Annotated in this window: 13 protein-coding genes, 1 tRNA gene and 2 pseudogenes; 7 read left to right on the top strand and 9 right to left on the bottom strand. The window is 44.2% G+C overall.

The window, feature by feature from the left end:
• Positions 1–49: 49 nt before the first annotated feature.
• Together CLR69_RS23370 and CLR69_RS21280 are read left to right on the top strand one after the other, a co-directional pair.
• Positions 50–519, top strand: a pseudogene (locus CLR69_RS23370) (IS3 family transposase); the annotation flags it as partial.
• A gap of 116 nt (positions 520–635) precedes the next feature.
• Positions 636–929: a YciI family protein gene (locus tag CLR69_RS21280; protein WP_129709998.1), complete on the top strand. Its 294-nt coding sequence runs from the start codon at positions 636–638 to the stop codon at positions 927–929.
• A 688-nt stretch (positions 930–1,617) separates the two neighbouring features.
• Here the strand turns inward: CLR69_RS21280 and CLR69_RS21270 are convergent.
• Positions 1,618–2,493, bottom strand: coding sequence for an AraC family transcriptional regulator (locus tag CLR69_RS21270; RefSeq protein ID WP_131535154.1), 876 nt, complete (start codon positions 2,491–2,493; stop codon positions 1,618–1,620).
• Between the two features lie 247 nt (positions 2,494–2,740).
• On the opposite strand from CLR69_RS21270, the gene CLR69_RS21265 reads away from it, so the two are divergent.
• The 4 genes and pseudogenes from CLR69_RS21265 (at position 2,741) to CLR69_RS21245 (ending at position 5,179) form a co-directional block, all read left to right on the top strand.
• Complete coding sequence (locus CLR69_RS21265) at positions 2,741–3,067, top strand: NIPSNAP family protein (RefSeq protein ID WP_131535153.1); 327 nt, start codon at positions 2,741–2,743, stop codon at positions 3,065–3,067.
• Positions 3,068–3,385: 318 nt separating this feature from the next.
• Positions 3,386–3,505, top strand: a pseudogene (locus tag CLR69_RS23240) (integrase); the annotation flags it as partial.
• A 356-nt stretch (positions 3,506–3,861) separates the two neighbouring features.
• Positions 3,862–4,341 (top strand): Hcp family type VI secretion system effector, encoded by a 480-nt coding sequence (locus tag CLR69_RS21250; RefSeq protein WP_039280041.1) that lies wholly within the window; start codon positions 3,862–3,864, stop codon positions 4,339–4,341.
• A 1-nt stretch (position 4,342) separates the two neighbouring features.
• Complete coding sequence (locus CLR69_RS21245) at positions 4,343–5,179, top strand: DUF4225 domain-containing protein (RefSeq protein ID WP_165504380.1); 837 nt, start codon at positions 4,343–4,345, stop codon at positions 5,177–5,179.
• Positions 5,180–5,264: 85 nt separating this feature from the next.
• Here the strand turns inward: CLR69_RS21245 and CLR69_RS21240 are convergent, their stop codons facing one another.
• The 5 genes from CLR69_RS21240 to CLR69_RS21220 form a co-directional block, all read right to left on the bottom strand.
• Positions 5,265–5,660 (bottom strand): hypothetical protein, encoded by a 396-nt coding sequence (locus CLR69_RS21240; protein WP_131535151.1) that lies wholly within the window; start codon positions 5,658–5,660, stop codon positions 5,265–5,267.
• A 74-nt stretch (positions 5,661–5,734) separates the two neighbouring features.
• The gene (locus CLR69_RS21235) at positions 5,735–6,121 is read right to left on the bottom strand and encodes a hypothetical protein (RefSeq protein ID WP_131535150.1); all 387 of its coding nucleotides are present in this window, start codon (positions 6,119–6,121) and stop codon (positions 5,735–5,737) included.
• A gap of 40 nt (positions 6,122–6,161) precedes the next feature.
• Positions 6,162–6,356, bottom strand: a complete 195-nt coding sequence (locus CLR69_RS21230) for a type II toxin-antitoxin system HicB family antitoxin (RefSeq protein ID WP_131535149.1) — start codon at positions 6,354–6,356, stop codon at positions 6,162–6,164.
• Positions 6,357–6,798: 442 nt separating this feature from the next.
• Complete coding sequence (locus tag CLR69_RS21225; RefSeq protein WP_131535148.1) at positions 6,799–8,019, bottom strand: tyrosine-type recombinase/integrase; 1,221 nt, start codon at positions 8,017–8,019, stop codon at positions 6,799–6,801.
• A gap of 174 nt (positions 8,020–8,193) precedes the next feature.
• A tRNA-Thr gene (locus CLR69_RS21220) sits at positions 8,194–8,269 on the bottom strand.
• A 521-nt stretch (positions 8,270–8,790) separates the two neighbouring features.
• Here CLR69_RS21220 and CLR69_RS21215 point away from each other — a divergent pair.
• The gene (locus CLR69_RS21215; RefSeq protein WP_131535147.1) at positions 8,791–9,273 is read left to right on the top strand and encodes a hypothetical protein; all 483 of its coding nucleotides are present in this window, start codon (positions 8,791–8,793) and stop codon (positions 9,271–9,273) included.
• 352 nt (positions 9,274–9,625) lie between these two features.
• Here the strand turns inward: CLR69_RS21215 and proA are convergent, their stop codons facing one another.
• The 3 genes from proA to crl all read right to left on the bottom strand — a co-directional run bounded on the left by proA (position 9,626) and on the right by crl (position 12,491).
• Positions 9,626–10,879 (bottom strand): glutamate-5-semialdehyde dehydrogenase, encoded by a 1,254-nt coding sequence (gene proA / locus CLR69_RS21210; protein WP_131535146.1) that lies wholly within the window; start codon positions 10,877–10,879, stop codon positions 9,626–9,628.
• 10 nt (positions 10,880–10,889) lie between these two features.
• Entirely contained in the window at positions 10,890–11,993 is a 1,104-nt protein-coding gene (proB, locus tag CLR69_RS21205; protein WP_129710016.1) for a glutamate 5-kinase, read from the bottom strand.
• Positions 11,994–12,116: 123 nt separating this feature from the next.
• Complete coding sequence (gene crl, locus CLR69_RS21200; RefSeq protein WP_129710018.1) at positions 12,117–12,491, bottom strand: sigma factor-binding protein Crl; 375 nt, start codon at positions 12,489–12,491, stop codon at positions 12,117–12,119.
• Positions 12,492–12,574 lie beyond the last annotated feature (83 nt).

Here is a 12,574-nt window from a genome sequence, read left to right as displayed (position 1 = left end):
TAAACTGTTACTCCAGATTAGAGATTCTCATCATCAAAAGACGCCATCGAAAGAAGCTTTAAAGCCAGTGATAAAGCGTGAGCTCGTCAGCTAATCTGACGGCAGAATTTACGATGAGCATACGTCAGACATGCAAGACGTTATCGCTGAGCAGCGACGGTCTATTTTTACCGACCCGACACCCGACGCGATAAGCCAGTGATTCAATCGCTGACCGACATGGCTGAATGCTATCCGCGATATGGATTTAAAAAGCTTTTTCAGGTACTTCACAGATAGAGCAATATCTGGAACCATAAAAGAGTTCACCGGATTTACTGCCTGCTGAAACTGAATTTTCGCCGTAAGGAAAAGCAACGTCTGCTGGTGTGTAATCCGGCTCCGCTGGCGATGCCGGAAGCACTTAACCAGAGCTGGTCAATAGATTTTATGCATGATGCATTAATGTATGGCAGACGTTTTCGCACGTTCAACGTGGTGGATGATTTTAATCGAGAGGCTCTCGCAATAAAAATCGATCGTTTGTTGGTACGACGTCTACTATAAGCCTGTTTTCTTCCCCCCCTTACAAGGTCTTTATCCGCTGAAAAGGCTATGCTAAGGTAAAATAACCACTTATTTAAAATGGTTTAAAGATGAGCGTTATTTATGTTGTTGTTTTAACTTATGTAAAGCCGCTTGAGGAAGTGGACGACACCATTCCTTTTCATGTTGAATGGTTAAAGAAAGGCTATGCAGACGGTGTATTTCTCGCTTCAGGGAGACGCATTCCAAGAACAGGTGGAGTGATTCTGGCCAAGAGTGATAGTAGAGAATCACTTGAAAAGCGCCTTAGTCTTGATCCGTTTCAGAAACTGGGACTCGCTACGGTAGAAATAATTCCTTTCGAGGCAAGTATGAAATCGCCTGAGCTACTTATGCTCTTGTAGCATTACTCCTGCTCAGCATACCGAAGAACTCTTTAGATGTGAAAAATAACCATGTTCTCATACCGTTATATTTACAACGACCACTGCGTTCAGAATATGTAATACAGTTAATTGATAAGTAAGATTTTTATTGTAAAACCGTTGTGCTACCGTGCTCGAGCTGATTCTCAAATCAGCCCAGTTCGCGTTACCTTGATGGGTGGTTTTGAGGCTTCGTTCAATAAGGTCGCACTATGAATAACCAAGAAGGCAAAATTGCCGGAGCAGACCGCAAATCCTTTAAAGTTTCAGCCGGGATCGACTGACTGGACATTACCATCAGTTTATCCAGACGAACTCAGCATCGTTATGTTCAGGACGAACTATATGAAATCACCGTATTAAAACTCTGGGTTGAACCCTGCGGCCTACTCATCTCAAAGTTGACATCATGCGAATCCCATCCCGGTAACAACGTCAAAAAATCGGTCGATAGCCACTACAAATGCGATGACCTATCGGCTTCAAAGCGACCTGTTCAGTCCGGGAACTAAAGCCCGCAATACAATCCCATAGCTGAACGAAATATTTTTCTTGATGTTCACGGTGCTCGTACCAATCCTGAATGGAGCCTGAGAAAAACACGCCGGGAAGCTTCCCAGCGCGTCTCACATCTGAGATGAATATGAACATAGCCATCTGAATCAGTTTATTTCAAAGGCAAATAGATATCCGTGAGCAATTCATGTTCCGCTACCTCATGCACAAAGTTGTGGTAATGGAAGAAAAGCGGGAAATCGCGCAGTTCCTCTCCGCTCTCAGGCAACCAGTCGCGATAAAGAGTCTTAGCCAACCCGGTTAACGCATCATGCGATCCCTGATGGCGCAACACTGCACATCGACCAGCTGGGATGTCACTATTTATCACCCCGAAGCGATTGTCTTCCGCAATCGGTGACGTTACTGTTCCGCAAATACGGAACTCAAATTCATCCTGCGGTGTTAAGGTAGGATCGTGTGGTGCAATACCGTATGTCTGGCTGCTGGCAACAGGTGAATAACCCGTGTTTTTTCGCCATTCAATAAAGCGAGCAGCCGTTTCGTTTATTAGCTCAGGTTGTCCATAATGAGTCAACATTGCGACTGATGTCGCGGGGAAATTGATGATTTTGACCTGACCTTGCATTGTTTGTCTCCTGACTTTATAAGGCTCGGATATGCGTTTATGCCAATCTACCCAAGGGGGCTGCTGGCGAAATTTCGTCGGTGATAGACCGAACATTTGCCTGAAAGCACGACTAAATGATTCAGCATGCTGAAAACCGGCGTCGAACGCGATATCAGTTATTTTCTCTAACGGATTAAAAGCCAGCCGATAAGATGCGCGTTTTAAGCGCATCATCTGGATATAACGACCAGGTGGCATTCCACAATAACTACAAAATTGACGATGGAAATGAAATGGCGAGAAGTGAGCCACTTCACTGAGTTTTTCCAGTGATAATGTGTCGTCGAGATGACAATCAATATAATCAAAGACCTGTTTAAAACGTCTGGCGTAGCTATCAGTTTTATTATCACACATGGCTTCCTCCGTGCTGCTTAATATGCTCGAAGGCGATTCAGTTTGCCTGACTGATCTTGCCCAAAGAACGTTCAGAGGAAACATTTATGGAAAAAACGAGGTTGAGAGCTTTACAGCGCGTTTGAACCGCATATTGCAGTTTTGCTTAAGGGGGACATTTGATTAGTTGTAGCTTCATGGGTAAGTCCAGTTTACTTTGTCGCTATCAACAAGGAATTCCCATAACGATATCAACGGAGATAACACTTTGAGAACCATCGAGATACTGCAATACACCTTACTCAAAGGAACCGGAACTGATTTTCACGCCATCATGCAGGAAATCAGCGTTCCCCTACACCAACGCCACGGGATCGATGTTGTTTCGTTTGGTAACTCGCTACATGACCCGGATTACTACTACCTGATTCGTGCCTTTGATAGCGCAGAAAGCATGGCTACGGTTCTTGATGCTTTTTACGCAAGTGCTGACTGGCGCAGCGGCCCACGTGAAGACATCATTCGTAGTATCGAAACCAGCATTAAAACAGTGATGAATTTACCGTCGGAAAGCGTGGAAGGGCTGCGGGTGTAATCGTAGGTCAATTGCTTCGCCAGACGCGTTTGAGCGTCTCCAAATTTCACACTATAAATTTCACCATCCTTCATAAAAAACGCGCCCAAATCGTTCTGAGCGCGTTAGAGCAAACAAGAAAATCAGGCTATTGTGGTTCTTTTCGCTATTTGTTGCTCTGTTTAATCCGTAGCGCATCAGCTACCGCAACTACACCATCTTCGCAAACAAATGGAGCAACTTTCGGTAGCCCTAACGTAACCCCCTCAAGCACAGTAAAAAGGGCTGCTGGTGGATGATCTTTGCTATACCGGTTCTCTGTCTCGCCAGAACCGCGTATACGCTCACCTATCAACCGGACATCTAACCGAACACGCGATCAAAATCGATGCGATTATAGGTCGTAATGTCACAAATACGGTACAAGAGGAGAAAGTGATTTACTTGAAAGTGAGATAAGCATTTGAAAAAACTGGTGCGATAATAGGAACAATACCTATTCAATATTTAGTTGATTAATAATGTAAATTACCTGTTTCATCTTTAGTGATACCCCCAAAGATACCCCCAATGGATTTTGTGTCCAATTTAAGGCTTACGTTTATAGGTGGTGAAGGGATATCGTTCTATTCTACCAGAAGAGAATTCTATTTAAATAACTATCACAATAATCATAATCCAGATAACTATTTAAAATCATACACGTTGCACGATAACGGCTATTGACTCATTGACTAAAAAATGCAGAAATTATCCCTCCCATAAGGAAAAAGGATTTATGGGGTAGGATTATGGATAATATTAAGGAATAAATAATGGCAAATTTGATCTATCTGAAACTCACCGGCATCAAACAAGGACTTATCTCTGCGGGCTGTTCAAGTGCAGACTCCATCGGCAACAAATATCAGGCTTCCCATGAAGATGAAATTTTTGTTTATGAGTTAATGAACCAGATAACAAGGCAAGATAACGTTTCACTCTCCCCTGTAGAAATCAGGAAGCCAATAGATAAAGCCACCCCGCTTCTGGCACAGGCATTGAATGGTAATGAAAAACTAACCTGTGAGTTCTTTTTTTACAGGACTTCACAATCAGGTGGTAATGAACTCTATTTTAAAATGGTGCTAAGAGATGCGGTTATCAATGATATTCGTTTTTTCGCCCCAAACTCATTAACACACAACGAATTACAGCCTCAGGAAAATATTTCATTCAAGTTCGCATCGATTGAATGGGAGCATGTGGTTGCACGGACAAGCTCTTATATCTTATGGAAAGATGTGGAATATTAAGATGAGTATCGATTCGGCACATCAATTTCACTTTTTAGAGGAAAGCAACCGCCTGAGGAGGGTCGCTCTGTTGGCTTCCTCTTTTTTCATTCAAGATAAAACACTAAGGATGCGTTATCTTCGTGAAATTGAGGATTTCATCAATGAAACAGAGATGAAACTCAGGTCATCAACAATTAGTTTTTTTGATAAAAATCATATCCTTCATGAATTGGTAACCGAGCGTGAAGAAACAGAAAGAGACTACCAAAAGCTACGAACAGGTGATTATGTAAAATATATCGTTACGGATATATTTGAAGACCAGGGTGTTTTAAAATACACAAAAATCGCATCTGGTGTTGTATCAGGTGGTTTTCAGGCATTTATGGGATATCGATTAAATCAATTAGGGAGATATCTCAATGTTAAACATTTCAAGTCATTTGGAGTTTTATTAATCTCCCACGGAATCAATAATGCTTATGAGTCAGCAACCCCTATAATATTTGATGGTAAATATAGTGCAGGACCAGTCAGACACATATACAGAGGTCTTGCTTCTCTTGCAGGATATAACGATGATGCCGGAGATGCCTTGTATAGCGCTGGTGATTTGACACTCACAATTTACGCATCTTTAAGAACACCAGTCTTAGTCGACAGTCCTACCCGATTATTATCAAGGGGATTTCTGGAAAGACCCAGGATAACAAAATTATTTAAGTATGCGCATTCAGACTTCAAGCCTAAATATACTGCCGCAAGTAGCATAATGAAGGTTTATATGGTAGGGGGTTCCGCCTACAAAATATATGCTGAATTTACAGATGAAAATTACCGCTTAGGTGATAAGTGATTCTTTAGCCTAAAGGTATTACCCTCCCCTGTAGCAATGACGAATGTCATTGCTAACTTCCACAAGTATAAAAACTACATATCATTTAAAATCTGACCAAATAATTAAATGAATTTAAAACCCGCAGAGGGATTAATTTAATCATCATAATCATTGTGATTTTGTAGTTTTCACTTTTAGCTTTCATAAAACTGATAACCGAAACTCCATAAATTAATAAAAATATTTTTATACTGTTTATTATAACACCATACTCATAGTAACCATAAATAGCAAATCCCAGAGATATAAGAAAAAGCATCAGCATTTGATTCCAGCACAGATATGCGATGAAATAAATATAATCAGAAAAAGATTCAATGTCTTTTATTTTTATATTTTTTCCATAAGCCCTGTTTTTTGTATCTACATAGTTATTTTTCAGGCGAAGTAATTCCCTGACACTCAATCCTGATTTTAAGATTAACAATCTTTTATTCATTACACGCTCCCTCGCTCATAATACAAGTCATTCCTGATTAACCAATAACGCCACTGAATAACGTTAAAATAAAATCAGTTAGCAAAAGAAATTATTAATTTAAATTTAATTAATTTTAAAACCGTAATCATATATATATTATAATGATTAGCCTCAACTTTTAATACGCAAAAAATCGATATCGAATAAATAATAAAAAAAGTTTTGACAAAGGAAATCACATTGCCACTATCATAGTAAGCGTAAATTGAAAAAAATAGGCTCATGAAGACAGGAAGATACATTGCTTCCCAGCATAAACGAGTAACGATAAAAACATAGTCTGCAAAGGACTCAGCTTTCTTCGTTGGGGTATTAAATTTAAAATCATCGCTTTTGACATACACATAGTTATTTTTAAGACGAAGTAGCTCGCTGACCGTCAACCCTGATTTTAAGATTAATGCTCTTTTATCCATCATCCATTCCCTTGGTTGTTTATTCTGCTAACCAAATAAATCATCACCCCTTCGGCTCAATCCCCTGCTTGCGAAGCTCTTTACGGGCAAGCTCTTTGAACCAGTTACCGAGGCTGACGCCTTCTTTCGCCACAATTTCATCAAGCTGTTCGCGTAGCTCAGGCGAAATCCGTATCTGGAAGGTAGGTGATTTACCTGTTGATGAAGATTTTTTCGTATCTCGTTTTATCGTTGACATGTACGTACCTTTTTCAATATGATAAATTCAATAGGTACGTACACTATCACAAAAACACATTACACTCATCACCAGTTTCGTCCCTGCCTGATACGAACATATCAGACAGAGACTAACCACAACGTTAAGGAAAGTAACGATATGGCTATCAGCAAGTCTAGCAATTCCCTTCTGGAAGATCAGCACCTTAAAAAAATTAAACGTTATTTTAATTGGTTCCAACAAAAGGCTGTGGAGGTGCGTTATGTTCGATAATACGCATCTAGAACAAGAAGAAATCATCAAAAATAATTTCGTAATTGAATGAGATTTAAAGTTATAAATTAATTCTCACCACTTATTCAGGAAATAAGTAATTACTCCCGATTAGTAAATCGGATGTAAACTAATATAAAAATCGATAAAAAGGTTATACCTCTAAACAATACAACCTTTTTATTTATTATTTTCCCAATCGCTGATTAAACGTCCCATGCACCACATTACTTCCGTTCTCAAGGCTTACCATGTAGTCAGCATACCATTGAAGCATCTCACGTCTGCTATCAAGATATTGCGCATGGTTGTAGGTGCCACGGATAGCATTCTTATCAACATGCGCCAGTTGGGTTTCAATCCATGCGGTGTTGTAGCCCAGCTCATGAAGAACGGTGCTCATGGTATGACGGAAGCCGTGACCCGTAACCCGGCCTGTATAGCCAATTCGCTTAAACACCTGATTGATACTGGCTTCGCTCATGGTCTTGCTTGGATCATTGCGTCCCGGAAACAGTAAAGGAAATTGCCCCGTCATCGCTCTGATCTGTTCGATAATGGCTAACGCTTGAGTAGATAGCGGGATGATATGGGGACGGCGCATTTTCATGCGTTCAGCAGAAATTTCCCATAGTGCTTTATCAGTATCGATTTCAGACCATAACGCACCACGCAATTCACCTGTTCTCAGGCAAGTAATGATCAGCAATCTTGCCGCCAGCACCATCAATTCACTGCCAGAGTAGCCAGCAAGGGCTTTAAAGAAGGCGGGAAGCTCTTCGGTGGTCAGGAACGGGTAATGTGTAGACTCATGCCCCTGCATAGCACTGGTGAGATCTGGTGCGGGGTTATACTCGGCTCTGCCCGTCACGATGGCATAGCGAAACACTTCACCGCAGCGTTGGCGCACTTTCTTGGCTTTTTCGGTTGCTCCCCTGTCTTCCATCTTTTTCAGCACGTTCAGCAATTCCAACGGCTTAATGTCTGCAATAGGGCGTTGACCAATGAACGGGAAGACGTCTTTGTTGAACGCTTCAAGAATGTCAGAGGCATACTCCGCAGACCATTTCTTCACTTTCATGTTGTGCCATTCGAGCGCAATTTCTTGAAAGGTGTTTTTGACCTGCGCTTCACGCTCAATTTTTTGTTCTTTTTTCACCTCTAAAGGATCGATACCCCCAGCGATACCCTTTCTAGCTTCATCACGTTTTGCTCTGGCATCCGCCAAGGACACATCGGGATATACCCCCAGTGCCAATAATTTTTCCTTTCCATCGATACGATACTTTAAACGCCAGTAGCGTGACCCGTTGGTTTTAACCAATAAGTAGAGGCCACCACCATCAGCCATCTTGTAGGGTTTATCTTTGGGCTTGGCAGTCTCTACCTGTCTGGCATTGAGCTTCATCTGGGGGTATCGCCTCTAGACCGAACAGCGAATACCCCCATTGATACCCCCAACTCAGCGTAGATTTCTGTGAACGCGAGTAGACGAGCAGAGACAATAAGGGCCGTGAAACCGCATATTATAAGGGTTTAAAGGGTGTTTGAGTAGACTTAGGGGGCGTTAAAATAGGTAGGATGGTGCCGATAATAGGAGTCGAACCTACGACCTTCGCATTACGAATGCGCTGCTCTACCAACTGAGCTATATCGGCTTTGGAATCGTCGTGGCGAGAGCCAGACGTGAACTACGGGGTGACAAATTAGTGATAATGGTACGTCAAGTCAAGCGTTTGGCGATCGTCTGCTGGTTTTATCATCATTCATATTGTTCTGATAATTTTCCGTACTAATAACGTGATGCGCTATAGCTTTTAGGCTTAACAGATGCGCATACAGAACACGGTACCTAAATCACCACCTGCTTCAGGAGAAGTACCAGAAGGATAATTCTCGACTATATAAAATATCATTTTATTTTCAGATAATTTTTTCTCATCAAGTATAGAGGTTACAATAAAAATAACTTTTTACCTTTATGATAAGAATGAAATAAATTTCAATAAAACGTTCATTTTCTTTAGGAGAAATCCCTATTCTTTTTATTTTCCATTTTGCTCTACTACTACCAAGCCAATAAGGAAATTGTCTATACATTGATAACTCCAATAATATTTCACCATTGACAATATTATTTTCCGAAATAATCGTAGAGTACCGTGAGAGGATGCAAATAATGAAGATGAAAACACTGTTTTTAGGTTTATTACTGGGTACTAGTTATATTGGCATGGCGGCAGCGGATAGCTTTGCCTCAGCAACAGCGAGTGCTCAGTCGACTCATGATGGCAAAACTGAGCGAGTGACCAAAACTGAATCATCATCTGGCTCTGGCTCCAGTCACGCCAGTGCAAACGTTCATGCCGGTTCTGGAACCACGGGCGTGCAACAGCAGAAGACAAAACACGAAGAATCCGATTTCCGGGACAAAACCAATGCCATCAAAGCTGATATAAAGGCAAGAGAATCAGAAAATAAAAGCAGGGAAGCGAAAGTCAAAGCTGATGTGAAATCCAGGGAGTCCGAAGCCAGAAAAAACGCCGAAAAAGGCTGGGCTGATGCCAAAACGAAAGCGGATAATTTTAACAGTCGGGCGGAAAAACAAGCTCGAGAAACCGCCGACTCCATCCATAATGCCGCAGAGAAATATCAGCATTAATATGAAATAACACGTTATCACAACAGAGGATAAATAATTATCCTCCGATAGTAAGACAGGCTATGACTCTGTGAAATATCGCACAAAGCATAATTTGTTACTATTGGAGGATATTTCTCTGATGTGGTTATTTCATTGCATTTACATTGCGATATTAAGCTGTAACTTAACTATCGATAACACAGAAAAAAATCACAGTTGGAATGGCAGTTCTGATTGAAAAAAGATTGAAGCACAAGAGTGTGGAGTGAATATAATACCGCGTATATCTCTTTGATATACGCAGCCATTAATATACTCGTCATACTTCAGGTTGCATGTGCGTGGGCTACGTTCACTTACCTGAGATAGATTAGGCGCGAATCAAATCGTCGCCATAACCAATCCACTTATAGGTGGTCAGCGCTTCAAGCCCCATTGGGCCACGCGCGTGCAGTTTCTGGGTACTGACCGCCACTTCTGCGCCCAGACCAAACTGACCGCCGTCGGTGAAGCGTGTGCTGGCGTTGACATACACCGCGGAGGAGTCCACTTCTCGCACAAAGCGTTCCGCGTTGCTCAAAGAGCGCGTCAGAATCGCGTCAGAGTGCTGCGTACCATGCTCGCGAATATGGGCAACTGCCGCATCCAGATCGTCCACCAGCGTGACGTTCAGGTCGTTAGATAGCCACTCATCATTGTAGTTGGCGTCTTCAACAGCGACGACGTTGGCAGGGCCACCGGCCAGATAAGACATTGCTGAAGGGCTGGCGTGTAACGTGACGCCCGACGCCGCCATTTTCTTGCTCAGTTCAGGCAGGAAACGCTCAGCGATACGCTGATTGACGAGCAGCGTTTCCAGACTGTTGCAGGCGCTAGGGCGCTGCACTTTGGCGCTTTCAATCACCGTCAGCGCCTTGTCGAAATCGATGCTGTCATCAGCATAGATATGACACACGCCGATACCACCGGTAATAACCGGAATCGTTGATTGTTCGCGACACAGCCTATGCAAGCCTGCACCACCGCGCGGAATCAACATATCCACATAGCGATCCAGTTTCAGTAATTGATTGACCAGCTCACGGTCCGGGCTTTCAATCGCCTGCACCGCAGCGGCAGGCAAACCGCACTGCAACAGCGCACGTTGAATCACTTTTACCGTAGCCGCGTTGGTGCGGCACGTCTCTTTGCCACCGCGCAGAATCACCGCATTGCCGGTTTTCAGGCACAAGGAGGCCACATCGATGGTAACGTTCGGACGCGCTTCATAAATCACACCGACTACACCCAGCGGCACACGGCGGCGCTCCAATTTAAGCCCGTTATCCAGCATGTTGCCGTCAATCACCTGCCCTACCGGATCGGTTAAACGACATACCTGACGGACATCGTTGGCAATCGCACTCAGTCTTTCTTGCGTTAAAAGAAGACGATCCTGCAACGCTTCACTCATGCCATTTTGGCGTGCATCGGCTAAATCCAGCGCGTTAGCGGCCAGAATCGTCGCACTCTCAGCTTCCAGCAAGTCCGCAATCGTCAGCAGCGCACGATCTTTCTGAGCCGTGCTCAAGACCGCCAACTGATAAGAGGCCGCTTTTGCCGCTTTACCCATTTGTTCAAGCATTGCGAACTCCTTAATTGATAATCATATCGTCGCGGTGGATAGCAACCGGACCATATTCGTAGCCAAGAATATCGGCAATCTGTTGAGAGTGATGTCCGGCAATCAGGCGCAGCGCATCGCTGTTATACCGCGTCACGGCATGTGCCACATCGCGCCCCGCCAGGCTACGCACGCGAATCACTTCGCCACGAGAGAAATTTCCTTCTACAGTGCGGATACCTTTAGGCAACAGCGAGCTACCACGTTCAAGAATCGCCGAAAGCGCGCCGTCGTCTACAGTGATTTCCCCTGCAGGTGGCGCACCGAAAATCCAGTGTTTGCGGCTTTCCAGCGGTGCATCTAATGCATGAAAACGCGTTCCAACGGAAATATCCGCGATCACATCGCCAATCACGCCCGGTTTGCTGCCTGCGGCAATGACCACATCGATGCCAGCACGACAGGCCACATCGGCAGCCTGCAATTTGGTCGACATTCCGCCAGTCCCGAGACCAGACACGCTGTCACCCGCAATGCTGCGCAGCGCATCGTTGATACCGGTCACTTCACGGATCAACTCCGCATCAGGATTATTACGCGGATCGGCGGTAAACAGCCCTGCCTGATCGGTCAGCAGCAGCAGCTTATCCGCATCAGCCAGAATCGCCGCCAGCGCGGACAGGTTGTCGTTATCGCCAACCTTGATCTCAGCGGTCGCAACCGCGTCGTTTTCATTAATCACTGGAACGATATTGTTATCCAGCAGCGCCCGCATGGTGTCGCGTGCGTTGAGGAAACGCTCACGATCTTCCATATCCGCACGCGTCAGCAGCATTTGCCCGACATGGATACCGTAAATGGAAAACAGCTGTTCCCACAGTTGAATCAGGCGGCTTTGACCCACGGCGGCCAGCAGTTGTTTGGTCGCTATCGTTGCCGGGAGCTCAGGGTAACCCAAATGTTCGCGCCCAGCGGCAATCGCCCCTGAGGTGACAATAACGATCCGATGCCCTGCCGCATGTTGCTGCGCGCACTGGCGAACCAGTTCAACAATGTGGGCACGGTTAAGACGGCGCGAACCGCCGGTTAGCACGCTGGTGCCCAGTTTCACAACCAAAGTCTGGCTGCCGCTCATAATTTCTCTGCCGTTGGATGTCAAAAAATAAGAATAAGGAAAACGTTGTAGCAGGACAGACGCGTTATGCCAACAGGCATAACGCGAAAACCTGCGAATAAATCGGGGATCGTTAAGGAATCATCACGGTCGTGCGACGAGGGTACAAGCGGGTTCCAGCGAGTGCAGCAGTTTCTCCAATCGGACATGGAAAGCCTGTTTGGCATTTTCTACCTGTTCAACCACGGCTTTGTCCTTAATTTTTTCCTCACGCCAATTGCCCTGCTTATCAAACAGACCGTAGTGATACTCATAGGCAAAGGCTTTACCCGTATCTTCCAAATTCAACCACCAGCCCCAGAACTCGCGATTTTCTGGCGCGGGCTTGATATTGACGCAAACCGCCAGGCAATCAAAAAAAAACGCGGTATCCTCGCACTGCGCTTCACGGATATAAGGCCCCAATGCCGTGAAATTTTTCATGAGTCGGCTTTTGGAGTGTCCACTCGGTAACATCATCTACGATCTCCTCTGGTTGAACATTCTTTTTAGCAGAGAATGGTAATTTATCAACCACCTGGCATAAGGTTACTGTTCGGTAC

Origin of the sequence: Pectobacterium zantedeschiae (genome assembly GCF_004137795.1) — a bacterium.
GTDB classification, from domain to species: Bacteria; Pseudomonadota; Gammaproteobacteria; order Enterobacterales; family Enterobacteriaceae; genus Pectobacterium; species Pectobacterium zantedeschiae.
The sequence above is the reverse complement of the archived record's forward strand: the minus strand, read 5'-3'. Positions and strand labels throughout refer to the sequence as shown.

Bases quoted from the DNA above. Each gene is read 5' to 3' on its own strand.
- CLR69_RS21280 (WP_129709998.1), top strand. From the start codon at position 636: ATGAGCGTTATTTATGTTGTTGTTTTAACTTATGTAAAGCCGCTTGAG.
- CLR69_RS21270 (WP_131535154.1), bottom strand. From the start codon at position 2,493: ATGTGTGATAATAAAACTGATAGCTACGCCAGACGTTTTAAACAGGTC.
- CLR69_RS21250 (WP_039280041.1), top strand. From the start codon at position 3,862: ATGGCAAATTTGATCTATCTGAAACTCACCGGCATCAAACAAGGACTT.
- CLR69_RS21245 (WP_165504380.1), top strand. From the start codon at position 4,343: ATGAGTATCGATTCGGCACATCAATTTCACTTTTTAGAGGAAAGCAAC.
- CLR69_RS21240 (WP_131535151.1), bottom strand. From the start codon at position 5,660: ATGAATAAAAGATTGTTAATCTTAAAATCAGGATTGAGTGTCAGGGAA.
- CLR69_RS21235 (WP_131535150.1), bottom strand. From the start codon at position 6,121: ATGATGGATAAAAGAGCATTAATCTTAAAATCAGGGTTGACGGTCAGC.
- CLR69_RS21230 (WP_131535149.1), bottom strand. From the start codon at position 6,356: ATGTCAACGATAAAACGAGATACGAAAAAATCTTCATCAACAGGTAAA.
- CLR69_RS21225 (WP_131535148.1), bottom strand. From the start codon at position 8,019: ATGAAGCTCAATGCCAGACAGGTAGAGACTGCCAAGCCCAAAGATAAA.
- CLR69_RS21215 (WP_131535147.1), top strand. From the start codon at position 8,791: ATGAAGATGAAAACACTGTTTTTAGGTTTATTACTGGGTACTAGTTAT.
- proA (WP_131535146.1), bottom strand. From the start codon at position 10,879: ATGCTTGAACAAATGGGTAAAGCGGCAAAAGCGGCCTCTTATCAGTTG.
- proB (WP_129710016.1), bottom strand. From the start codon at position 11,993: ATGAGCGGCAGCCAGACTTTGGTTGTGAAACTGGGCACCAGCGTGCTA.
- crl (WP_129710018.1), bottom strand. From the start codon at position 12,491: ATGATGTTACCGAGTGGACACTCCAAAAGCCGACTCATGAAAAATTTC.